The organism is Methylocystis sp. JR02, from assembly GCF_030063565.1.
GTDB lineage: Bacteria > Pseudomonadota > Alphaproteobacteria > Rhizobiales > Beijerinckiaceae > Methylocystis > Methylocystis iwaonis.
In genome coordinates this window covers 56,980-79,986 of the sequence record NZ_JASIRC010000002.1, presented here as the reverse complement: position 1 = coordinate 79,986, position 23,007 = coordinate 56,980, and the positions used below count along the sequence as shown (strand labels likewise).

Genomic DNA, 23,007 nt, shown 5'->3' with positions numbered 1-23,007 from the left:
ATCCTCCTAGTCCCTGTGACCTTGCGCATCAGACGCACGCTTCGATAACCGGTAGGAACACCATATGTTGCGGCTGAGAAGAATTACGCTACTCAGCGCCCAACCGATGAAGACGCCCAACAATCCAAATGCCGCGCATGCGGCTATGCCGATCGTCATCGTTGACGCCGTCCAAGCAAATTTGGAAAGGGCTATGGATTTCATCTTGCCGTTGAGGCGTAAGTTGAGCTCCACGATTGCGTTCAAAACGGAAAGCACCGGGATGACACAAAGCCACACGATCAGCGACGGGCTAACGAGCTTGTCGAACGCGCCTCGATAACAATAGTGAATGGCTTGCATGCCAACAAAAGAAAACAGGAACGCGTAGACGGCGGTCCCGCTCAAAACTGTGCCAGCGAAAAGCCCGAGCGTTCTTCGGTATCGATCACGCTGGTTGGCTGAATGGTACCTCGCAAGCGTTGGCGCGGCCGCCGATAAAGTCGCCGCCGTCGCAAGATTTACCGGCAAGATCATGTTGAAAATAGCGCGGACGGCTGCAGTCGCCTCGAGGCCGATCATGGAGGGTCCCACCAAGTGGAAAATATTGCCGCCGAGCCAGTGGTTCGTCTGAGCGATAATGGCCCAGCGCCCATAGCGCCAATGGTCGCGCAACACCTCGCGGATCATCGACCCGACGCGCGCGAGCCTTAAATCGGGACGAAGAAATACGACCATAATAAACAGGCAGGGAAGAGCCATCGCTCCCCCGATCGAGATAATGGCGTAAGACGGCCTCAAAACGCCGGCGATGTGCAGAACGAACAGAAATGCCGGCGCCAAGATGGCGTAAGCCACTCCGCCAAGCGCAAACAATCCGTTATAGGAATGCGTGTAACACAACTGTTGCGTCATCGGGCGCAGGAACAGCAGCGGCGCCGCAATGACGGCCCCCACCATCGTCTCCGCAATGAGGGGGGATCCGCGATCGTGAAAAATCGATCCCGCCGCCAGAAGCGCCAAAGATGCTAACACCGACGTAGCAAAATGCAGGAAGACGACCGCTCCCGTATAGCAGCGCAGGCGATTTGCGTATCTGGCGGGCCCGAGGATCGGAATTGGCTCAGACACGAGCGCTTCGAATAGCATACAGGTAACGATAATCAGGGAATAGCAGAAGCTGTATACGCCCACGTGATCGATCGGCATCCAGCGCACGAGCAAAACGGTCAGCATGAAGTTCGTGCCGGCGAAAATAGCTTGTTCGGCAATGGCCGACATGATTTTGATGAAATGAAGTAACCCGCTGGGCGCTTTTCTCAGACGCGCAAAGTCGAGCGCCGTCGCCTTCTGTTCGCCCTGCGCGTCATCAACAGTCGCGGCGGAAGGTCCTTCCATGGTCACTTTCCAATCTCACGGATGGCTGTGCTTAATGATGCTCGGAAGGCTGGATAATGCAGCGCCGATCCCCGGGGTCGTCTGGTTCGAACGGCGCCTGGTTTTCGACCTTGACAGTATTATTGTTGGAGACCGTTACGTCGCTGCGCCCGAATGTGGATGCCGGGCGATGGGCGCTGTTGATGATAGTATTGCCCGTTATGACGTCGCCGGCGGAATAGGCCGTAATCCCCACTTCAAATCCATCGACATAATTTCGCTCCGCAATCGCATTCTCTCCGGAAATCTCAATTCCAATGCCGGTCCGCAATGTCGTTTGCACATAATTGCCGATCACCTTTGTCCCTACTCCACCGTCGGTGACGATCGAATATCCGATTGTGTCGGCGGCCGGATCGTTCCAGGTCGAGAAGCGATTGCCTTGAACGAGAAGATTCCGACTTTCTCCGGGTCGTGGCGGAGCCTTTCCCTGGATCTCGATTCCCATACGGGAAATCCCCAGTCCGACATTATCCGACACGATAATGTTCCGTCCCTGATTCTCGACGTCACCGAGTACGATGCTCATTCCCTGATAAACATTTTTGAAGACGTTGTGGTCGATCGACGAATTATCGAGATTATACCCGTAGACGCCGGAGCCGCCTGCGGCGACGTCCTCGAACCGGTTGCCCGATATCCGCGCGCGTTTCAGGAAATTGAAGGTCAGTCCGTTATGTCGAAACGTCGAGTTCGAAATCTCGATGTTCGACACGGAATCGGGCGACGCATTCCCAAACAGTCTGATCACGCCCCGCATTGGATTGGCGCCGTTGCCCAAGAAGCAGAAAGAATCGATCCTGATGTCGTGGCTGTCGTTTGGATCCGCGGTAAAGATTGGGCTCGAGCTTGTCGCGCTCAGGATTGCGTTTTCTCCTTGAAATGTAACGCCCGATTTGAGGGCGATTTCGCCAAGGTGAAATAGCCCTGGAGAAAAGATAATTACATCGCCAAAGGCTGACGCAATGATCGCGGACCGGACGGCCAAGGTGTCATCCCCTCCGGAGGGGGATACTCTCCTTTCGGCCGCATAGCCGCCGCTGTCCGCCACGCAACCAAGGAATAAGACGCCGGCGACTCCTATGAGAACGCGTGTTGAAGCGCGGCAGTATTTTGTTCGAGTGCGTTCAAAATTCGCGTGAAAGGTTCTCAATCTATTCTCACTGTGTCGTTTAGAACCGACAACAACATAGCAGCCATTTTGTGGTCGGGCTCCGACACAAAAGATTTGTCGCGTGCCTACTTAGAATTAACTCCGGAGGGTATTTCCCGAGCAGCAGGCGACGCGATCGAGGGTTTAGGACGTTTGCCGAGCGCTCCCACGCATGCCGTTCAATCGAACGACCGCTGGTCATGCAGCTTATGGGTTGAACTTTTGGACTAAGTAAGCCTGCACATGCGTTCAATTGACCGTTTCCGGACTTTCCAATTACCTTCCCTGACGCCGTCGTTCTGCGGATAGCGCCATCGCCCAAAACTGCTAACTCGATGAATCGCAAGATAGCCGCGATCTGCCCATTGGGGCCGCCCCACTCCGTCGCGTTTGACAGCGAAGAGAGTCAAAAGAAGGTTAGAGCATCATGGGCCCACGCGCTTCGACTGCGAGTAGCCATTCAGAATTCGTATCGATCCAGATATTGCGGGCTTTCGCCGCATTCATGATCGTTGTCTGGCATTCACATCTTTCTATAAAGAACTTCGAAGATACGTACTGGCGATCCGACAGCTTCGAATACATGCAAGAACATTACCTGTTCCCGTTCAGGCACCTTGATTTTGGGGTGGATATTTTTTTCTGTCTGAGTGGCTTTATAATGTGTATGCTTGTCATGAGTGGGAAGGAGGCACAATTTAGGCTATACGTTTCCAGGAGGGTCGCTAGAATATACCCGATGTATTGGTTTTTCTCGCTTCTCGTGGTTGCCGCCTATGCATTGAACAAGAATTTCAATGTTGGCGGACTCTCGGGAGATAGAGCGGCGGACATTCAAAGAATTGCCTTATCGCTGGCTCTCATTCCCCAATATAAAGCGCCGGTGCTCGGCGTCGCCTGGACGCTTATCCAGGAAATGATATTTTATTGTAGCGTGGCGCTGATTTTGGTGTTCAATGGCTCGAGACGCCTCGTTGCCTGGATCGCCTCTTTATCTGCGGTCTGCATAGCTTTGTATTTGGCTGGAATCGACCTCGTCAACGGGCAGTTGTTGAGCCTCTATTATGTGGAATTTTTGTTCGGAGCGTTGGCCTACCGCTTTCATCGAAGCGTCGCTCCGCGCGCGCCAATTGCTCAGATTTTGTTGGCCGTCGCACTTTATGTTGTTGTGGGGGCGGCGCTCGAGCGTTGGCGAAGCTCCGGTCCTTCTTTGCTGCGCGTATTCGGCTGCGGAACAATGGGGTTTTTCTTCATCACAGGCTCGATTGGGCTCGAGAGATGGGCGTCACAAACGTCTTTGACGACGCGCTTCCTGCGGGTGATGGGAGATAGCTCATACGTGCTGTATCTCAGCCACTGGCTCGTGCTTTCAGCTCTCGGTAAGATTGGCGGGCTATTCGTCGGACTGCCCCGACCAGCAATCTTGCTTTGGCACGCGGGCTCGATTGCAGCCGCGGTCTCTTTTGCTCTCGCGTTCCACTTTTCCGTCGAAAAGCCCTTCAATAAATGGCTGTGGCGGCTTTTGCCCACTCGAAAAGAACGCTCGGCTTCTAATGACGAACATTTTGCGCCGTCGATCCACGGCAGCGATTTTGCCGAGGGCAAGGAGAGAGTTTTAGTTGGGACGCCGGCCCAACTTGCCGGCGCGGGCTCGTCTGAGAAAGCCTCCTAATACGACGCTTTATGCGAGAAGAAACGAAGCCGCAGTCCCATTGGCCTCGGCGATTTTGGGCCGGCGAGATGTAGACGTTCGATCGATCTCGACGTTCGCGCGCGCTCAAGATTCTAAGCAGTATGTTCTGCCTGTTTTGAGCAGTCGCGGCGTAAGCCGATCGGCAAGCCGAAACGCCGCCATCAGTAACATCATTGTCGGGTTTGCGCCTCCGCCAGTGGGAAAAGCCGACGTTGAGAGGACGCTCAGATTCGGGATGGCGAATGTTTGGAGGTTTTTATCGACCACGCCGGTCGTTGGACTTTTTCCCATCCTGGTCGAGCCTCCAGGGTGATAGACGCCTCCTCCCGACGCCAGCTCTTCGAGAATCGTCGCTTGTGGCTTGATCTCGAATCTGGCGACCGAGGCGAGTGCGCTTGCCTCCCAGAAGCGCACGAAATGTTCGGTCAATATGGCGGCGTTACGGGCGTCTTCGTCACTTGGACGCCAATCTATCTCGGCGAGAGGATTCCCAAAGAAATCCCCTCGCTCGGAGGAAAGTGTGATCCGGTTTCTCGCGAGGGGGGTCTGCTCGATAACCATCTCGAGTTGGTGAGTCGCGCCTGGCGGATAGAGAAGGCGTTTCTCCGCCATGCGCCACCAGACTGCGCGGGCAAACCAGGGCAGTTGGGACGCCAGGAGCAATAAATCGCTCGTGGAAGGAAATCGTCCCTCTTGTCGCGCGCCGACGATTCCACGTAAGGCGTCCAAACCATTTTGCGAATGAGAAGCAAAGGAAATATGCGCAAAGGCGGCGCATGAACTAAGCCTTTTGCGTAGCTTCGGGTTCGGCTCGAAACGAAGAAATCTGAGCATCTTTTGTTCGAAGCGGATTCCCGCGGTTCGGTTCAAAGCGCGATCGTCACAGACCTGTATTCGGGCCGTCGGCGCCGCGAGATGGTCGTGGAAAAAACGGCCGAGGATGTTGTCGGGAGCAAAGATTCTGTGCCCGTAGCGCCGGTCCAAAAGGAGGAGAATGCGCGTGCTCTCGATGGCGCCAGCGGCGACGACAACTTCCCGCGCTTTCACGGATAGGAGCCGGCCATTCAAACTCCTCGCGCAAACGGTTTCCATGCGTCCGCTAGAGTCGAGAGAGAAATCACTGACTGTGGCGCCGAGCCATATCTGCGGACCCTTTTCGTGTTCGAGCTCCTTACGCAAAAGACTCGCCGTGTTTCGATTGGAGACCGGTATGGCCTTGGCAAGGCGGGGTATAAAATCGAGCTGAGCGGCCTCCTTATGGCCGACCACTTCGGGCGTCTCGTATGGGCCCTCACTGACGCCAAACATTTGTTCGACGTCGCCCTGGTAGCGGGTGAAGGCTACCACGCCGACGGGCCATATGGCGTCCCAACCCGCGATGGGATCGGCGTCCTGCGGCAAGAAAGGGATCAGGGCGCCGCCCCATCTGGTGGAGGAGCCCCCGAGGCAACGGAATCGTCCTTCCTCGGCGCCCTTATAAATAGCCCCAGTTTGGATGACCTCATTGAGAGGGTGCCTGTCTTCCGTCTGCTGTTCTTGACCCGACTCGACGACGACGACGCGCAAGCCTTTTCGACTAAGGAGAACGGCGATAACGAGACCAACCGTGCCTCCGCCGATAATGGCGACGTCGGCCTCCAACTTTTGGTCCGCGCTTGATGTCATGAGATTTTGGATCATCGCGACATTCTCCAGCGCGCTTTCGCTCGCATGGGATCATGCGAGCGATGAGAAAGCGCGCAGATTAAAAAACGTGGAGCGCATACCTTTCGCAAAAGCCTAGCACCTTTTGCGCAATGCGCTCTAAGAGGCGCACGCGACCGCCGCGGTCGCGTCGTGCTTAACGGCGCTCACGAGACCGCCAATTCGCTCCGGCCGCCCTGTCGATACGAGGATGCATCCGGCGGAATTTCGTCGCAGCGCGCCTGCGAGCGCTCTTTCCGCGCAAAAATTCGGATGACGCTTCGCTTCAGAAAAATAGCCGAAGGTGATCTGAAGGGGGCGGCCGGCTTGGATCAAGACGTCTGCTTCGCGGCCCTCGACGCTGTCGCTACATTGTACGATCTTGGCGAGCGGCGACTCGCTGGCAAGAAATGGCGCAAGCCGTCCCGCTTCACATGCAATTCCGAAATTCGCCACGCGATCCCGCTCGCATTCGAGCCACCGAAGCCACTCGTCGGCGGCCAGCAGATGGGCGTGAGGTTCGTGCAGCAGATAGAGATCGACACGCTCCCTACCCAGCCGCCTTAAGCTTCCGTCGAGGGATCTTCGCGCTCGATCGACACTCCAATCCACGGTCTTCTTGCAAAGGGATGGTATGATTTTTCCTACGCCTTTCCGAAGGGCTACAGAAATGGGCGTCTGATCTTCACCCCCTGCTGCGTAAATCCCAACTTTCGTCGCAACGGTCGCGTCCGGATGCGAAGCCAGGATTGCTCGCAAGTCGCTCTCCGCGATGCCGCTTCCATAAGAGGGCGCCGTGTCGAAATGCGTGATTCCCGAATCATAGGCCGCCGTGAGAAGACGATGACGCGCGGACGTCGAGCCTATGGAGCGCAGGCTAAAAAGCCGACCTGTGCCAAATCCGATCCTCGATAGACGCAAATTGGTCCCGTCGAGCAAGACGTTTCGCATGGGCTAGGCCTCAACAACGCGGTTGGGAGCATGACAAGCTACCGCGCCATTGGCGCGAGTGGTTGCCTGGCTGCATGGGATTGGTTCGCGCCCCCTCGCGGTCATAGCTGACGAGGGATCATGTCCCCGGCTTGCGTGCAGCCGCTCATCCTTGTGGTTTCCAGCCCTCTGTTTGCACGCTCGTCATCCCGGTCGAGAGGATACTAATCCGATACTGCGCAAGAATTCAGCAAGCATCCGTGCTACCCCAAAATAGCGCACCGCTTCTTCAAACAACCGAAAGCACGGCCTCGATGAAACGCCAATTATCCTCGCCGTTATCCTTGCCGCTGCGCCCGGGATCGCTAGCTTGCCCGAACGCAGCGGCTCCATCTGCGCCCACGCGGCGCGCGCCAATTCCGTGACGGGTTCTAGAAGAAACCAACTTTGTTCGGATTGTAGGAGACCAGCAGGTTCTTCGTCTGTTGGTAGTGGGCGAGCATAATGTGATGGTTCTCGCGGCCTACGCCCGATTGCTTGTATCCGCCGAAGGCCGCATGGGCGGGATAGGCGTGGTAGCAATTGGTCCAGACGCGTCCTGCCTGAATGGCGCGGCCCATGTGATAAGCGCGGTTGACGTTGCGCGTCCAAACGCCAGCGCCGAGGCCGAAAATCGTGTCATTGGCGATCTCCACTGCTTCGTCGTCGGTGTCGAACGTCGTGACGGAAAGGACCGGACCGAAAATCTCCTCCTGGAAAATGCGCATTTTGTTATGGCCGCGCAGCACTGTCGGCTGCACGTAATTGCCGCCCGCGAGATCGCCTGGCAGCTCCGCCTTGCCGCCGCCGATCAGTAGTTCAGCGCCTTCCTTCCGGCCGATGTCGATATAGGAGAGGATCTTGTCCATCTGTTCGCGGGACGCCTGCGCGCCGACCATCGTCTTCTCGTCGAGCGGATCGCCCTGCACAATCGCGCCCACGCGCTTCAGGGCCTTTTCCATGAAGGCGTCATAGATGTTCCGCTGCACGAGCGCGCGGCTAGGACAGGTGCATATCTCGCCCTGGTTCAACGCGAACATGACGAAGCCTTCCAACGCCTTGTCGAGGAAAGCGTCGTCCTCGGCCATCACATCAGCAAAGAAAATATTGGGCGACTTGCCGCCGAGCTCCAGGGTCGCCGGGATCAGACTATCGGCCGCATAGCCGGCGATCAGCCGGCCCGTCGACGTCTCGCCGGTGAAGGCGATCTTGGCGATCCGTTTGGAAGATGCAAGCGGCTTACCGGCCTCGACGCCAAAGCCATTGACGATATTCACGACGCCCGGCGGCAATAGGTCGGCGACCAACTCCGCCCAGATCAAAATGGAAAGTGGCGTCACCTCCGCCGGCTTGAGGACGACGCAATTGCCGGCCGCGAGCGCAGGGGCGAGCTTCCAAGCCGCCATCAATAGGGGGAAATTCCAAGGGATAATCTGGCCGACGACGCCGAGCGGCTCGTGAAAGTGATAGGCGATAGTATCCTGATCGATCTCCGAAAGGCCTCCTTCCTGCGCGCGGATTGCCGAGGCGAAATAGCGGAAGTGATCGATCGCCAGCGGCACGTCGGCTTTGGTGGTTTCTCGGATCGGCTTACCGTTGTCCCAGCTCTCGGCTTCGGCAAGGATCGTGAGATTCTGCTCCATGCGGTCGGCGATCCGGTTCAGAACGCGTGCGCGTTCGGCGACGCTGGTTCTGCCCCAGGAGTCTTTTGCCGCATGGGCGGCGTCGAGCGCCAGCTCTATGTCCGCTGCGTCAGATCGCGGGATTTCGCAGAGGATTTGCCCGTTGACCGGCGACGGATTCTGGAAATGTCGGCCATTCGCCGACTCGACCCATCGGCCACCAATAAAGTTCCCGTAATGCTCTTTGAATTTGGGTTGAATCGAACGGATGAAGGCTGGTTTGTTCATGGGGGTTTCCTCGGATTATCACGCGCCGTTCTCCGGCGTCGCCCGAGGAAATTCTACCCATAGAGCTTCATCCGCTAGCGTCGGACGAAAAGCCTCAGCGCCGTCTGTCGCAATTTTGCGACACTCGGGCGCGTCAATTTTCGAACCCGAACGCACTCGAGAGCTGGCCGCCCGAGAGCGGTCATATTCCCAGTTTTCGGGAATTTCTCAGTGCGTATTCGAAACTCCGAGCTTGTTCATCTTACGGTGCAGCGTCGCTCGGCTGACGCCGAGCAGCTTGGCCGCGGCCGAGACATTACCTTCGGCGCGGGCGAGCGCTCTGCGGACCGCGCCGCGCTCGGCGTCGACAAGCTCAGCCTCCCCGCCGACGCCCGTCGGCAAGAGGAGATCGACGGCCGGTAGCTGCGCGGCGATGCGGGCGTCGGAAATATCCAGTTCCAGTCGCGCTGACCGGGTCGCGCCGATAATGAGGTCGTGGCGATCCACCGCGAGCAGCGAGGCCCCGTTCCGGCCGGCGCTCGGCGACAAGACAATGCGGGCGTCGGCGAAGAATTGACGGAAATTCAAAGCTTCGATCGCTCGCGCGGCGTCGGCCAGGGCCACCGCGACGAGGCCGATCAGCCCCTCGGATTTGATTTCCCGGCCGCAGGAAACGTCCAGAGCAGCGGCAAGCCGGCCCTGATGATCGTAAATGGGCGCGACGGTGCAGCTCAAGCCCGTATGACGGGCGCGGAAGTGCTGGTCGCGATGGATCGTGAGCGCGCGGGCTTCCGCGAGGCAAGTGCCGATGCCATTCGTGCCCTCGCGCGCCTCGCTCCACATCGCCCCGAGCCGCAGACCCCAGCCTTGAAAGACAGCCTCGTCGGCGCCGCGCCCTTCGATCGGCACGCCATCCTTGTTGGTCAACAGCACGCAGCAACCAAGCTCGGCGACGGCGCCGAACAGCCGATCGATAGGGGCTTGCGCGACCCGCGCCAGGGGCTCCAGCTCTTCGCGCGCCTGGCGCAGCTCGGCTTCAGTGAGGACATCTGGCGCGCGGCTCTGACCGGGGTCGAGCCCGTATACCGTCATCGAGCGGCGCCAGCTCGCGGCGATCGCCGACGTCGCCGGCGCGATCTCATTCTGGACGACCGAGCGCACCAAATCCGTGTGCGTATGTGGGATCCGCCCCTCCATCGAAGGTCTCCGGGGAAAGAAGAAGAAACGAGTATAAGCGCTTTCTCAGAGAGATGCACGCCGCTCCAGCGCAGACGTCGATGCTCCGCGCGCCGTAGGTAACCGCCTTGCATTGCGGATCGGTGCGAAAAATCGTCGCAGAATTGCGACACACGGCGTTTCATTGCTTCGCCCCCCACTAGCGGTCGGCGCCGCCTTGTTTGAAATTCCCTTGGCACGAGCCGGCAATACGGTCCTCTGCTCCTCCCCGCGATAGACAGCGCACGTTCTCCCAGGCGTGCGCTGTCGATCCATCATGGGAGAGGCCGCTTTCAAAAGATGCCGGGCCATGGAGGAAAGCCATGAACAAGTTCTTGGTGTCGTCGTCTCTTACAATGCTGGCGCTCGCTTTAAGCAACGGCGTATGCGCCGACGAGTTGCTCGAGCTGCAAAAGGACCCGACACAGTGGGTGTCGCCCACGGGGGATTACGCCAATCTCCGCCATTCGGCCCTCAAGCAAATCACGACGGAAAACGTCGGCAAGCTCGTCGTCGATTGGCAGTTCTCGACCGGCGTATTGCGGGGCCATGAAGGCGCCCCTCTGGTGATCCATAACGTCAAGATACCTGCCGAGGAAAAGGACGGCGTGGTCGTCAAGCAAGCTTACACGACCGACGTCATGTATCTGCACACGCCCTTCCCCAATGTCGTCTACGCCCTCGATCTCAAGGACCGCGACCACAAGATCATCTGGAAATACGCGCCGCAGCAAGACGCTTCGGTCATTCCCGTGATGTGCTGCGACACCGTGAACCGCGGACTCGCCTATGGCGACGGCAAAATCTTCCTGGCGCAGGCCGATACGACGCTCGTCGCTCTCGACGCGGCGACAGGCGCCTCGGCGGGCGCAACCAAAGACAAGCCGATCTGGTCGATCAAATTCGGCGATCCTTCGAAAGGCGAAACGTCAACTGCAGCGCCGCATATTTTCAAGGACAAGGTTGTCGTCGGCAACGCCGGCGGCGAATATGGCGTGCGGGGCCAGATCAGCGCCTATGATATCAAGACCGGCAAACTGATATGGCGCGGCTATTCGACGGGTCCGGACAGCGACACGCTGATCGACCCTGAAAAAACGACGCATCTCGGTAAGCCCGTGGGCAAGGACTCCGGGATCAATAGCTGGCAGGGCGATCAGTGGAAGTTGGGTGGCGGAACGACCTGGGGGTGGTACAGCTATGATCCGGAGCTGAACCTCATTTACTACGGAACGGGCAATCCTTCGACCTGGAATCCGTTGCAGCGGCCCGGCGACAATCGTTGGTCCATGACGCTATGGGCGCGCGATCTCGACACCGGCAAGGCGCGTTGGCTCTACCAGACGACCCCCCACGACCAGTGGGACTATGACGCCGTCAATGAGCTTCTGTTGGTCGATCAGGAGATCGGCGGAAAGAAAGTGAAGACGGCTGTCCACTTCGACCGCAATGGTTTCGGCTACACTCTCGATCGCGTCAATGGCGATCTGCTCGTTGCGGAAAAATTCGATCCGGCTGTCAATTGGGCGACCAGGATCGACATGGACAAATCGTCGAAGACCTACGGCCGGCCAATTCTCGACGAAAGATTTTCGCCCGAAAAAAACGGCGAAGACGTGACGACGCAAGGCGCGTGCCCCACGACGCTCGGCTCCAAAGACGAGCAGCCCGCGAGCTACGACCCGAACAGGGGGCTTTTCCTCGTTCCGACAAACCATGTCTGCATGGATTTCGAACCGTTTCGCGTGAGCTATTCGGCTGGTCAGCCCTACGTCGGCGCCTCGGTGGAAATGTTCCCTGCCGACCGCGACAAGGGGCAAACGCACACGGGTAATTTCATCGCCTGGGACGCCAGGAAGGGAAAGATCGTGTGGTCGAATAAGGAGCAGTTCTCCGCGTGGTCGGGGGCGGTCTCCACCGACGGCGGCGTGACGTTCTACGGCACGCTCGAAGGCTATCTCAAGGCGGTCGACACCAAGACCGGCAAGGAGCTCTACAAGCACAAGACGCCTTCCGGCATCATAGGCAATGTCATCACCTATGAGATCGAGGGGAAACAATATGTCGCGGTGTTATCGGGCGTCGGCGGTTGGGCCGGCATCGGCCTCGCGGCCGGCCTGACCAAGAGCAACGACGGTCTTGGCGCAGTCGGCAATTATCGCAGCCTTTCCAATTATACGGCGCTCGGCGGCGTGCTGACGGTCTTCTCGATAAGGGAGTAACGATCCGGACTCACCTCCACCGAGGTCTCGCGCCTGGCGCATCCCGTCGCGGGACGCCGGGCGCTGTTTTTTAGGAAGACGCCGGCTGCGATTTGATCGCTGCTCTTCCCGATGGGCTTCGGTCCCCTTATCGGAGACGCGAACTCGGCCCGCTTTACTCATCCTGCTAGCGAAGCTCGATTTGCAGCCCCATATCCTTGCTCGCCGGGGCGCCCGGCAGCGCTTGCACAGCTCCCCAGAAGGCGCGGCTTACGCCTGCTCTCGCGCGCCCAGAACAAAATGATGCGGCGCGGATTGATTTGCGCCCGCCGGTCAGCAAATCTCCTGAGAGCGAACCGATAAAAGAACCGCCCGAATGCCCCACGTTCCAGACGACGTTTACTCGAAGCGGACGAGAAGCATCGCTGACAATCTCCAGAAAGAACTAAAGCGTGTCGCTGCCGAAGCGCCGTGGCGACAGGTTCAGGAATTCGTCGATTTACTCGGCGTCGCGCAGATCGTTTACGGCCTCGAAGAGGCGGCGTCGCCCGAGGGTAAAGAGGCGGAAATGTTGCGCGCCGCAGCATTGCGTTTCGAGCGGCTGCTCCACCGCAAACGGGACAGGCTCGCCAGGGAAAATCCTTTTATGACAAAGGACGCCCGCACCCGTTTCGACAGCGATATCGAAGTCGTGCACCGCTATACCCATGCCCTCTCCGCAGAAGCGCGGGTCGCGCTGGCCGTCCGCGACGCTTTCGATTGCGCCAATGAATCATATCCAGGAAGCGATAAAATTCCCACGAGTCTCACTCCCGACGGGCCGCTCATAGCGTTGACGTGCGCCGCGTTGGAGTTCACGCCCGTAAGAGACAAGGCGCCGCAAGCGCTCTGCAAAGCGCTTGAAAAATGGCCGGTCCTACGACGGCAAAAGAAAGAAGGGTGAGGCGAGACTAAGCGCAAAAATGAAGCCGCCCAGAGGAGCGGTCCAAGTCAGAGCGAGAGATGCGATCTCCGCCGCGCGCGAGAACTGAGTGGCCGGTCGCCGCGGCGCAACTCTGCCAGCCCCGGGCAAAGTTGACGCAATGCTGCGCAAACCTCTTCACGCCATTCAAGCGGAGCGCCCGATCGCCGAGCGCATCCAAATTGAAACCCTTCTCAACTGCTTCCTGTAAGGCTTCCAATAGAGACCTCAAATGCGTTGACGAGCTTCAACGCGTGTCGGATGCTTATCGAGATCGATAGCCAATTTCAGCTTAGAGAGCATTGAAGATGAATATCGTCTACAGCTCCTCTTAACTCTCATCACTCACACAAAAACCGCTGAACTCGCGTGCCGGCAGCGCAGCCGAACGCAGCGATATTGTCTTGCGCGTTGCACGGAGCGCACAAATGATTCCGAATTTATGTTCGTTCGTTGGTGACACGCCTCTCGTGGAGCTGGAAGTCTCTTTCGACAATGCGGCGATCAGGCTGTTCGCCAAGTTGGAAATGTTCAACCCCGGAGGCAGTATCAAGGATCGTCCGGCCTTGTTCATGATCCGACAAGCGATGGCTGACGGCAAAATCACTAAAGCTAGCCATTTGGTCGAGAGTTCGTCCGGAAACCTCGCCATCGCCATCGCAATGATCGCGCGACAGATGAAGCTGGAGTTTACGGCCGTCATCGATCCAAACATCACGAAAAACAACCGCGAGCTGATCGAGACTTACGGAGGCAAAATCGAACTCGTCGATGAAAAGGACGAAGAAGGCGGCTATTTGCAATCGCGAATTTGTCGCGTACGCCGACTTCTGGACGAACTACCAAACGCCGTCTGGCTGAATCAGTACGCCAATCCAGACAACCGACGATCTCATTACGAAGGCGTCGGAGCGGAAATTGTAAGAGACATGCGGGTCGAGCCGACACACGCCTTTATCGGCGTCAGCACATGCGGAACGATCATGGGGGTAGCACGTCGACTACGCGAAGCATGGCCAACCGTTCGTATCGTGGCCGTCGATGTCGTCGGCTCTGTCATATTCGGCTCTCCAGGTGGAAAGAGACGGCTTCCGGGCATCGGCGCCAGCCGTGTTCCAGAACAGCTCGATACGCGCGAGATCGACGATGTCGTCTATGTGACCGACTGGGAGTCTATGCAGGGTTGCCATCGGCTCGTTCGCGAAGAAGGACTTCTTGCTGGCGGCTCCTCGGGCTCGATTATCGCAGCAATTGAAAAAATGGCCCCTCGCCTTCCGCGGGGCGCTGTCATCGTGACGATCATGCCCGATCGCGGCGAGCGTTATCTCGACACTGTCTACAATTGTAACTGGCTATCTGAGAGCGATCGTGTGCGGCGACCTCTCGATGAGTCGCATAGAGTCCTCACCAGGTTCCGCGAACTGCAAAGCGTCAACCGATCTTAGCTGACCAAAAGCATCTTTCCCTTCCTGAGGTCTACATCAATGAGCGCTCTCGATATCGCCCGTCATACGCCGGCGACCACTCATGTATTGCGTTTTCTCTCTCGCACCGACATCGCTTCTCTCGGCGGCGATCGTTCCGGGCTCTACATGCAAGCGGTGGAAGACGGTTTCCGACTTCATGCCGCGGGCGACTATGCACAGCCGCTGAAGCCCTATTTACGCAGTCCCCGTTCCTCCCATATCGCCGACCGCATCATTGCAATGCCTGCCTGGATCGGCGGAAGTGATCCGATCGCCGGGCTCAAATGGATCGGATCGAAACACGACAACCCGTCCGCCCGGTCGATCGAACGAGCGAGCGCCGTCATCGTCCTGAACGACCCCAGCACGCATTTCCCGATCGCAATTCTAGAAGCGGGTCGGATCAGCGCTCTGCGCACTGCTGCTGTAACGGGCGTAGCCTGCCGTCGCCTCGCGAAGCCATTATTCGATCGCGTAGCGATTATCGGTTGCGGCCCCATCGGACGCACTCAGATCGAAATGTTCTGCGAGCAATTCCCACACATCCGAGAGATCCGTCTTCATGACGTCCATGCAGGAAACCTGAGCGAAGGCGTTCAATGGGCGCAAGCTGCGTTTCCCGACGTAGAATTCGTGCCTGTCGAGCAGCCTCGCGCCGCCATTGAGGGAGCGGACGTGGTGGTGACCTGTACGGTAACCGATCGGCCATACTTGCAATTCGAGTGGCTCTCGCCGGGAACATTCCTCGCCAATGTCTCCATAATGGACGTGGAGAAAGAAGTCTTCTTGAGGGCGGACAAGGTCGTCGTGGACGACTGGGATCAGTCCAACCGCGAAAAAAAGATCATCAATCAACTCGTCGAGGCGGGCGCCTTCTCGAGGCGGCAGCTCTATGCGGAACTCGGCGAGATTGTCGTCGGCTCCAAGCCGGGCCGCGAGAACGCCGAAGAAATTATTCTGCTCAACCCGATGGGAATGGCGATCGACGACATCGTCTGCGCGCGGGCTATTCTCCGCCGCGCGGAAGCAGAAGACGTCGGAACAATGCTCGATTTGTTTTGAGGTCGATCATGCGCCAACCGCTCATCGCCTCAGCCGACCCTGTGCTCGCGGAGCTTCTGGAACTCTTGTGGACCGAGGACATCGCGGGCTTTCGCTCTCGGATGCTGGTCGAAGCCCGGGACGGCCGAGCGACTGCCTGCTTGCGCCTCGGCGAGCACGCGCTTTCGGCGGAGTTGGCTTGGGACGCCTGGCGCGAGGAGCTTCGACCGGTGGCGGTCTTCGAGCGCTCGTCGGGGGATGTCCTTCGGGCACTAAATGCTCGAGATCTGTTGTGGATTGCGCTTTCGAGTTTGTGCGATCTCGATCTCTCCATACTCGATCGCACCATACGTCAACTCGACGATAGCGTTCAAAATTTCGAGTTTCTGGAGAAAGCCGCTCCTCGTCTCGAGAACGAGAGCAAGCTCGCCCTCGCAAAGGGCGACAATTCGATCTGGGAGCAGTTAGCCGCGTGGCGCGACAGGCCTTTCCATCCTCTTGCGCGCGGCAGGGGAGGCTGGGGACGGGACGAAATCGAATCCTATGGAGCGGAGTTTGGACGTTTGTTCGCGCTGCGTTGGTGTGCGGCGCCGCGTGATCGTATCCGGATGTCTCCCACAATGGAGCGTGGAGAGCCGGCGGATTTCATCCTCGACTCACCCCAGGCGGAAGCGTTGTCGGAAAAAATGGCGCGAAGCGGCCTTGCGGAGAGTCATATCGCGCTACCTGTTCACCCTTGGCATTTGGACACTGCGGTCGCTCTTGAATTCGCCCCCGAATTAGCCTCGGGCGAGATCGTTGCTCTGGAGCTCATCGGACCACTCGTTTCTGCAACATCGTCTTTGAGAACGGTTGCAATTGCTGCAAATCCTCATCGCCACATCAAGCTCCCCTTGGATGTCTGTACGCTCGGCGTGCGCCGGCTCATGAGCGCTCAGTCGCTTCATAACGGATTGATGGGCGCAGCGCTGCTGGAGCAAGCCTGCTCGGGCAGGCCGACCATCGCTGCGCGGGTTCGGATCGCCGATGAAGCACGCTTCTGGACTTTCGACGAAGCCTCGCACGACATATTCGCACACCGGACGGCCGTTCTCGGTTGCGCCATTCGCGACCTTCCTGTCTCCGCCAACGACGCGGCGCTGGTCCCGTTGGCGAGCTTTTCCGTCGCGCCATGCGCGGGATTGCCTCCGGTGATCGAACAGGCGCTCGAGATTCGGCCCGGAACAAGTGTCGAAGGCTTTCTCGAGGAACTCTTTCAGCTCGTCATCGGCGTCGCTATCGAGGCGCTGCATTGCGGCTTCATGCCGGAGATGCACGGTCAGAACGTCTTGATCGAGCTGGTTAGGGGGCAGCCTACGAGGATCGTGCTGCGCGATCACGACACGGTGCGCTGCCTACCGGAATGGCTGAGGAGAGCGGGCCTTCAGCCGCCTGCCTATCTGATCAAAGATCCCCGCCGCGCGACCATGCTCCTGGAGCGCCCGGAGGATCTGATCGCCTACGCGCAGACACTGCTGTTCGATGTCGCCCTGCGTGCGATTTGCGAAGCAGTCGATCGCTCGGGGCGTCTCGAGCTTCACGCCTCGAAGCGCCTCCTCCGGCGCGTCACTACGCGGGAGATCGAGACGCTCGAGGCGCCGCCGGATATTCGCGAGCGGCTGAGAACCGCTTTTCTCGATGATCGAGAATGGCCTTTCAAGCAGATTTTGACTCCTCTTCTCGCAACCACGCAACTCGGCCTCGGCATGCCAAGTGCGATCGGCCGGGCGAAAAACCCGCTCGCGAATCCGGAGCAGGTCGCATGAGCGCGTCTCTTCTGAGCTCCCGACACGCTTCGCTTCTCCTCGTGCAATTCCTGACGGCCGCCACCCCACTCGCCGTTATCCCATTCCTCTCGTTGCAGTTGGAGCAACTGACGCGAGGTCGGACAGCGGAGGCGTCTTTCTGGACCGCGGTGGCGGCTGCCGCGCCCGCAGCGACAGCGTTGGTTGCGACACCGTTGTGGAGTCGTTTCGCGCGCGGGCGGGGGGTATCTCTGCTGCTGTCTTCGACCTGCGTGTTGACCGCCGCGAGTTACGTAACCATGGCCATCGCGGATGGCGCCGCGACATTCGCGATTGGTCGCGCTCTGCAGGGCGCCGCCGGCAGCAGCATCATCCTGCTGCTCGCCATCGACAGCTCGAGCGCGCGTCCCACGCGCGGCTATATCGACTTACAGCAAGCATTCTCCGCAGGCTGCTGTGTCGGGCCCATTCTCGGCGGATGGGCTTTCGCGCATCAGCGCCTCTCGGTTTTATTGTTTTTCGCTGCCGCCGCTCTTGTCGCGCTCGCGACCGCCTGCGCCCTGCTCTTCCGGAGCGCCTACTTCGATCCACCGCAACGACGCGAAGGCGAGACCCAATTGTCCGAGTCGGTCTTTGCACTTGGCGGTCGCAATCGCGTCCTGATCGTCGCCGCCCTGTTCGGAACGGCTGGCGCTTTCGGCTTCATTCCTTTTTTCGCCGAGTGGGCGATGAGGCGAGACGCCGCCCGTCTCGACTCGAGCGCCGCAGGCATGGTCCACGCGTCGGCCTGGTTAGCCGCGATGATCGTCCTCCCCATTTGGAGCCGAGTCATCGAAAGCGTAGCGGCGACCCGTTCGATCGCATTTTCATTGTTGGGGACGTCGGCGGCCTGCGCAGCGCTGTCCCTTTCAGCAACCACGTCCTGGATTATCGCTTTTCGCGTCGCGCACGGAGCCTTTCATTCTGGGCTCAATCCGGCCGTCTACGCCGGCGTTCGCCAATCGGACGAAGGCGTCGGAGAGCTCGCCTCGGCCCGTACGGCTGTGACCTTGGGGCAGATTCTCGGGCCTGCGCTATGCGGCGCCGTCGTTCCCTTTGCCGGCGTCGATGGCGCGCTCGCGCTCGCGGCGGGGCTTCCCGCCGTTGGACTGCTGGTTCTCTTCAGCGTGCGAGGCGATCGATGACGACCACGAGCGAAGAACCCGCGGCCTTTTGGGACCGTCTGGAACGAAACCGGCTGATCAACACTTGGGTGCGGGAGAGATGCCCAGAGCTTGCCGCGAGGATGGCGGAGAGATCGACAGAGGCGGCGGCAACCGTCTGGGAGATTCCTCTCGGCCGCCAATCCCTGCTCGCCGTCTGCGGACGCTACTCGCCAGGCGGATTCCACGATTGGAACGCGGTTCGGCTCCATGACTCTCGGACGAGCGCAGATCAAATCGCGCCGTTCGATCTCGCCCGCCTCATGCTCGACTCGCTCGGCGATGGAACTGCAGACGCGAGAAATCAAGCCTGCGAACGGATTCTTCATTCGATCGAATCGAGCCGCAACCACGCCAGATTTCTCTCGAAACAAGAACTAGTCTCTTGTGCAGAGCAAGCCGAGCGCGGTCTTTGGTTCGGACATCCTTTCCATCCACTCGCAAAGAGCATCCTCGGTTTCACGTCGAGCGATTTCGACAGATACGGGCCCGAACGGCACGCGCGATTTCAGCTCTGCTGGCTTCTGGCGAAACCCGATCGGGTCGAGAGCTACGGTTGCACGCCAGAGTCGATGTCGAGCGCCGACGCCGTTCTGACCGCGGCGTCCGGATTGAGCACGAGTGTGATCGCCGGACGGACGCTCATTCCCTGCCATCCTTGGCAGGCCGAACGGCTCAGGAACATTCCGCATATTCGCGACGATTTGGATTCGGGAACATTGTCGCTTCTCGGTCCGTCGGGCGACGTCTCCATTCCGACCTCCTCGGTGCGGACCGTTTGGTTCAAGGAGCGCAAACTTTTCGTCAAACTTCCTCTCGAAGCTCGCATCACCAATTTCTCACGCGTGAACACCGCAGAGCAGTTGGCCCGCAGCATAGCTGGGGCGCGCGCGATCACGGCGGCCGCAGAGCAGGTGCGCGCAGCAGGGCTCTCCATTCTGCGGGAGGCAAGCGGACGAATCCTGCGCGACCGGCGGGATTCTCGCCGCACCTATCCCGAGACTGGCTTTCTCTTGCGATTGGCCGACTTCGACGAAGGCGCCGATCCGATCGTCGTCGCCGGTTTCGTGGAGCGCGATCCCCGCACAGCTCGTCCGAATCTGTCCGCCATCGCAGGACAGCATTTCGATGGACAGCAACGGACATTCGAGTGGGTCGAAAGATACATGGAGGTCGTTCTGCTTCCACTCGTCAGGCTGTTCGCCACGACAGGTCTCTGCCTCGAGGCGCATGCGCAAAACAGCCTCGTCGGTTTCGAGAGTGGCTGGCCACAGCGCCTTTTCGTGCGCGATCTCGAGGGGGTCGCCGTCGATCGCGCGGTTTTCCAGCGCGCCTGTCCGTCCGTCGTCGATCTCGACGAAGCCTTGTTCTACGAGCGCGACGTGGTTCGTCGACGTTTTCTCTATTACGTCATCGTCAATCACATCGCCCACGTCTTATCCGTCGTCGCGGAGCTTTCCGGCATGAGGGAGGAAAGCCTATGGGCGGCGAGTCGCAGAGTGCTCGAGAAGGAAGCGGGCGCAGCCCGAACAATTATCGAAGAGATTCTTTCCGCGCCTTTCCTGCCCGCCAAAGCCAATCTCATGAGTTGCATCGCCGGACGCGGTGAAACGCCAGATTATGTGATGATCGCCAATCCGTTCACCGGCGGATGCGCCGATATTCGTCCTAGAAATCTCGAAGAGGCTTCGCCATGACCCCATGCGAACCGAGCTATGCCAGGGCGCATGATCAAATCGATCTTGGCGCGTGGGCGGCGGCCGGCCGTCGAGTCGTCTCGCAATTGCTGACGGCCCTCGTGAACGAAAGCCTCACGCCCTACTGCGCGGTTTCGATCGAGCCAGTCAATTCCCGCGAAGTGGAAGTCGTTCTGGACGTCCTTCCGGGAGCGCTTCGCTATAGGATGCGGGCGCGTCGTGCGCTCGCCTACGATCGCCTGTTGGTGATAGAGGACTCGGTGCGCAGAATATCGGACACTGAGCAGAACTTTGCTGATCCGAAGCGTCTGCTGACCGATCTTTTTCCAGCGCTTCCAGGAACGCGGGAGGCCCGAACGCAGTTCGTAGAAGAAATTCTTCGTACCTGGTCGAACCACGCGCAATCGCTCTGCTTTGGCGCGGCCAGCGGCGCCAAATTATTGGCGCTTCCGTTCGAGGAGGCGGAGAGCGCTCTGACCGATGGGCATCGGCTTCATCCATGCTTCAAATCCCGCATCGGCTTCTCGCCCAGCGACAACCTTGCTTACGGACCCGAATTCGCTAACGCCGTCCGACCGGTTTGGCTCGCCGTCCATCCGGAACTGGTAGCGAGCCGCGCTATTCGCACCGGGCAGGACCAAGATCATGCCATTATCGCTGCGTCGATCGACGAGGCGAGCAGGCGAGAATTCGCCGCCGTGCTCACCAGCATGGTCGACGAGCCAAGCGCCTACCACTGGCTGCCCGTGCATCCCTGGCAATGGGAAAGAATTGTGGAAGCGGGAACGGTTGCGCCGAGGGCGGATTCGCGCATCGTCCTCCTTGGGAGATCACAGCGCCGATATCTGCCTCAACAGTCGATCCGCACGCTGTCGGATATAACCGAACGTCGCGCGCCGTCTCTGAAACTCGCTCTGTCCATACGCAACACGTCGACGGCGCGGACACTCGCGCGCCATACGGTCTTGAACGCGCCGATCGTCAGCGAATGGCTGAGAAACATCGCATTCTCGGATTCCTTCCTCGGCAAAACGGGAGCAATTTTTCTCATGGAACATATGGGCAGCGCCGTCGCTCTGCCGAGAGATGACGATCCGTTCGGAGCACTGACCGGCGCTCTGGCGGCGATCTGGCGCGACCCCATCGGAATCTTTCTTGCCAAAGACGAAGAGTCGGCGCCATTTTCGGTGCTCACCCATCTCGATCACGACGGCCGGCCGGCAATCGAGGACTGGATTCGGCGACATGGCGCGCAGGCATGGACATCGGCTTTGCTCCGTGCGGCGATGCTTCCGGTGGTCCATCTGCTTCTCGCTCGCGGGGTCGCCCTCGAGAGCCACCAGCAGAACATGATCTTGGTGCATCGCGAGGGATGGCCGGTCCGCGTTGCGCTGAAGGATTTCCACGATGGCGTTCGGTTCATCCCGAGCAAGCTCGATGCGCCGCGCCCGAACCTCGCCCCGACCCCTGTCGAACATGCGCGCGTCAATCGCAATTCCTATGTGGAGGCGAGCGATCCCGAAGACGTGCGCGACTTCATGTTCGACGCTCTGTTCGGCGTCAATCTCGCCGAACTCGCCTTGTTCCTCGACCGCCACTTCGATTTCGACGAACAGCGTTTCTGGCTGCTGGCGATCGATATGCTTCGAAAATATCTGTCGGAAAACGACAGCGCGCGCGCTGGCGTGAAGACGTTTCGTTTTCTCGATCCGTCGGTCGCTATCGAAGATCTCGCGCGGCGCCGTCTGGAGCCAGACGCCACTTCGGGAAGGCGCGCACGCAATCCTCTCGTCGGTCTGAACGGCGACATCGTCGGGATGTTCTCGTGACCGCGCGGCTGAGGCTGCGAGGCCTGCTCGATCAGGGCCGGCCCGCCGGAGGGCTTTTCCTTTCCCTGCCTGCCCCTCAAATCGTCGAGATCGCCGCCGTCGCCGGATTCGATTTCGTTCTGATCGATCTGGAGCACACGCTGATCGGCGGAAGGGAGCTGGAGGAGCTGATCGCTGCGGCCGATCGCTCGGGAATAAGCGCTCTGGTGCGAGTCGCGGATGCACGCTCAGAACGTATTCTTCCGGTCCTGGACGCCGGAGCGGCCGGCATCGTAGTCGCGCGCGTGTCGAGCCTCGAGGACGCGAGAGAAGCGATTCGCCGAGCGCGCTACGCCCCCTTGGGGAACAGGGGATTGAATGCCGGCCGGCTCGGGCGTTTTGGAGACTGCGACCTGCCCGCGCTTCTTCGGCAGCTCGATCGGGAAACGCTCCTGATCGCGCTCATAGAGGATGCCGTCGGCCTCGCAGCGGCTGAAGAGATCGCTTCTCTGCCCGGGCTCGACGGCCTGCTCCTCGGAGCCGCCGATTACTCTCAGTCGATTGGCGCCCCTTGGCAGACCACAGCGGAGTCCGTTCGCGCGGCGGACCGACAACTTGCCGCGATCGCCCGTCGAACCGGCCGCTATTTCTTCGCAATTCCGCGGCGCGACGAGGATGTCGTCGACCATCTCCGCGACGGCGCGCTCGGAATCATCGCCGGCAATGACCGTGGCGTTCTGCGGCAGGCGCTTTCGTCCAAAGACCGCCTCTGGCGCGAGATTTACCGCAGGCAAGAATTGCAAGAATTGGAAGCGGGAGAATAGAGGAC

The 23,007-nt window shown here is 59.4% G+C and carries 16 protein-coding genes and 1 pseudogene; 11 read left to right on the top strand and 6 right to left on the bottom strand.

Annotated features, from left to right (window positions below):
* Nucleotides 1–6: 6 nt before the first annotated feature.
* Both QNA11_RS18790 and QNA11_RS18785 read right to left on the bottom strand, forming a co-directional pair.
* Nucleotides 7–1,377 carry a lipopolysaccharide biosynthesis protein gene (locus tag QNA11_RS18790; RefSeq protein ID WP_283484313.1) on the bottom strand — a complete coding sequence of 457 codons (1,371 nt, stop codon included), beginning with the start codon at nt 1,375–1,377 and terminating at the stop codon, nt 7–9.
* Nucleotides 1,378–1,408: 31 nt separating this feature from the next.
* On the bottom strand, nt 1,409–2,404 hold the full coding sequence (locus QNA11_RS18785; RefSeq protein ID WP_283484312.1) for a NosD domain-containing protein: 996 nt from the start codon (nt 2,402–2,404) through the stop codon (nt 1,409–1,411).
* A gap of 592 nt (nt 2,405–2,996) precedes the next feature.
* Between QNA11_RS18785 and QNA11_RS18780 the strand changes: the two genes are divergently transcribed.
* Nucleotides 2,997–4,241, top strand: a complete 1,245-nt coding sequence (locus QNA11_RS18780) for an acyltransferase family protein (RefSeq protein ID WP_283484311.1) — start codon at nt 2,997–2,999, stop codon at nt 4,239–4,241.
* A gap of 105 nt (nt 4,242–4,346) precedes the next feature.
* On the opposite strand, the gene QNA11_RS18775 is transcribed toward QNA11_RS18780, so the two are convergent.
* Nucleotides 4,347–5,942 carry an FAD-dependent oxidoreductase gene (locus QNA11_RS18775; protein WP_283484310.1) on the bottom strand — a complete coding sequence of 532 codons (1,596 nt, stop codon included), beginning with the start codon at nt 5,940–5,942 and terminating at the stop codon, nt 4,347–4,349.
* Nucleotides 5,943–6,218: 276 nt separating this feature from the next.
* Between QNA11_RS18775 and QNA11_RS18770 the strand changes: the two genes are divergently transcribed.
* On the top strand, nt 6,219–6,512 hold the full coding sequence (locus tag QNA11_RS18770; protein WP_246744871.1) for a hypothetical protein: 294 nt from the start codon (nt 6,219–6,221) through the stop codon (nt 6,510–6,512).
* Nucleotides 6,513–6,515: 3 nt separating this feature from the next.
* On the opposite strand, the pseudogene QNA11_RS20785 reads toward QNA11_RS18770, so the two are convergent.
* From QNA11_RS20785 to QNA11_RS18760, 3 genes and pseudogenes are all read right to left on the bottom strand, one after another.
* A pseudogene (locus QNA11_RS20785) lies at nt 6,516–6,896 on the bottom strand (aldo/keto reductase); the annotation flags it as partial.
* Nucleotides 6,897–7,306: 410 nt separating this feature from the next.
* Entirely contained in the window at nt 7,307–8,824 is a 1,518-nt protein-coding gene (exaC, locus tag QNA11_RS18765; protein ID WP_283484309.1) for an acetaldehyde dehydrogenase ExaC, read from the bottom strand.
* Nucleotides 8,825–9,031: 207 nt separating this feature from the next.
* The gene (locus tag QNA11_RS18760; RefSeq protein WP_283484308.1) at nt 9,032–10,000 is read right to left on the bottom strand and encodes a helix-turn-helix domain-containing protein; all 969 of its coding nucleotides are present in this window, start codon (nt 9,998–10,000) and stop codon (nt 9,032–9,034) included.
* Between the two features lie 341 nt (nt 10,001–10,341).
* On the opposite strand from QNA11_RS18760, the gene QNA11_RS18755 reads away from it, so the two are divergent.
* From QNA11_RS18755 to QNA11_RS18715, 9 genes are all read left to right on the top strand, one after another.
* Complete coding sequence (locus QNA11_RS18755) at nt 10,342–12,240, top strand: methanol/ethanol family PQQ-dependent dehydrogenase (protein ID WP_283484307.1); 1,899 nt, start codon at nt 10,342–10,344, stop codon at nt 12,238–12,240.
* A 355-nt stretch (nt 12,241–12,595) separates the two neighbouring features.
* Complete coding sequence (locus QNA11_RS18750) at nt 12,596–13,162, top strand: hypothetical protein (RefSeq protein ID WP_283484306.1); 567 nt, start codon at nt 12,596–12,598, stop codon at nt 13,160–13,162.
* 446 nt (nt 13,163–13,608) lie between these two features.
* The gene (gene sbnA / locus QNA11_RS18745; protein WP_283484305.1) at nt 13,609–14,625 is read left to right on the top strand and encodes a 2,3-diaminopropionate biosynthesis protein SbnA; all 1,017 of its coding nucleotides are present in this window, start codon (nt 13,609–13,611) and stop codon (nt 14,623–14,625) included.
* 39 nt (nt 14,626–14,664) lie between these two features.
* Complete coding sequence (gene sbnB, locus QNA11_RS18740; RefSeq protein ID WP_283484304.1) at nt 14,665–15,708, top strand: 2,3-diaminopropionate biosynthesis protein SbnB; 1,044 nt, start codon at nt 14,665–14,667, stop codon at nt 15,706–15,708.
* A gap of 8 nt (nt 15,709–15,716) precedes the next feature.
* On the top strand, nt 15,717–17,492 hold the full coding sequence (locus QNA11_RS18735; protein WP_283484303.1) for an IucA/IucC family protein: 1,776 nt from the start codon (nt 15,717–15,719) through the stop codon (nt 17,490–17,492).
* A 278-nt stretch (nt 17,493–17,770) separates the two neighbouring features.
* Complete coding sequence (locus QNA11_RS18730; RefSeq protein ID WP_283484302.1) at nt 17,771–18,655, top strand: hypothetical protein; 885 nt, start codon at nt 17,771–17,773, stop codon at nt 18,653–18,655.
* The gene (locus QNA11_RS18725; protein ID WP_283484301.1) at nt 18,652–20,370 is read left to right on the top strand and encodes an IucA/IucC family protein; all 1,719 of its coding nucleotides are present in this window, start codon (nt 18,652–18,654) and stop codon (nt 20,368–20,370) included. The genes QNA11_RS18730 and QNA11_RS18725 overlap by 4 nt, the downstream gene beginning before the upstream one ends.
* Nucleotides 20,367–22,199, top strand: coding sequence for an IucA/IucC family protein (locus tag QNA11_RS18720; protein WP_283484300.1), 1,833 nt, complete (start codon nt 20,367–20,369; stop codon nt 22,197–22,199). The genes QNA11_RS18725 and QNA11_RS18720 overlap by 4 nt, the downstream gene beginning before the upstream one ends.
* Nucleotides 22,196–23,002 carry an HpcH/HpaI aldolase family protein gene (locus QNA11_RS18715; protein WP_283484299.1) on the top strand — a complete coding sequence of 269 codons (807 nt, stop codon included), beginning with the start codon at nt 22,196–22,198 and terminating at the stop codon, nt 23,000–23,002. Before QNA11_RS18720 ends, QNA11_RS18715 begins: the two co-directional genes overlap by 4 nt.
* Nucleotides 23,003–23,007 lie beyond the last annotated feature (5 nt).

Bases quoted from the DNA above. Each gene is read 5' to 3' on its own strand.
- QNA11_RS18790 (WP_283484313.1), bottom strand. From the start codon at position 1,377: ATGGAAGGACCTTCCGCCGCGACTGTTGATGACGCGCAGGGCGAACAG.
- QNA11_RS18780 (WP_283484311.1), top strand. From the start codon at position 2,997: ATGGGCCCACGCGCTTCGACTGCGAGTAGCCATTCAGAATTCGTATCG.
- QNA11_RS18775 (WP_283484310.1), bottom strand. From the start codon at position 5,942: ATGATCCAAAATCTCATGACATCAAGCGCGGACCAAAAGTTGGAGGCC.
- QNA11_RS18770 (WP_246744871.1), top strand. From the start codon at position 6,219: ATGACGCTTCGCTTCAGAAAAATAGCCGAAGGTGATCTGAAGGGGGCG.
- exaC (WP_283484309.1), bottom strand. From the start codon at position 8,824: ATGAACAAACCAGCCTTCATCCGTTCGATTCAACCCAAATTCAAAGAG.
- QNA11_RS18760 (WP_283484308.1), bottom strand. From the start codon at position 10,000: ATGGAGGGGCGGATCCCACATACGCACACGGATTTGGTGCGCTCGGTC.
- QNA11_RS18755 (WP_283484307.1), top strand. From the start codon at position 10,342: ATGAACAAGTTCTTGGTGTCGTCGTCTCTTACAATGCTGGCGCTCGCT.
- QNA11_RS18750 (WP_283484306.1), top strand. From the start codon at position 12,596: ATGCCCCACGTTCCAGACGACGTTTACTCGAAGCGGACGAGAAGCATC.
- sbnA (WP_283484305.1), top strand. From the start codon at position 13,609: ATGATTCCGAATTTATGTTCGTTCGTTGGTGACACGCCTCTCGTGGAG.
- sbnB (WP_283484304.1), top strand. From the start codon at position 14,665: ATGAGCGCTCTCGATATCGCCCGTCATACGCCGGCGACCACTCATGTA.
- QNA11_RS18735 (WP_283484303.1), top strand. From the start codon at position 15,717: ATGCGCCAACCGCTCATCGCCTCAGCCGACCCTGTGCTCGCGGAGCTT.
- QNA11_RS18730 (WP_283484302.1), top strand. From the start codon at position 17,771: ATGGCCATCGCGGATGGCGCCGCGACATTCGCGATTGGTCGCGCTCTG.
- QNA11_RS18725 (WP_283484301.1), top strand. From the start codon at position 18,652: ATGACGACCACGAGCGAAGAACCCGCGGCCTTTTGGGACCGTCTGGAA.
- QNA11_RS18720 (WP_283484300.1), top strand. From the start codon at position 20,367: ATGACCCCATGCGAACCGAGCTATGCCAGGGCGCATGATCAAATCGAT.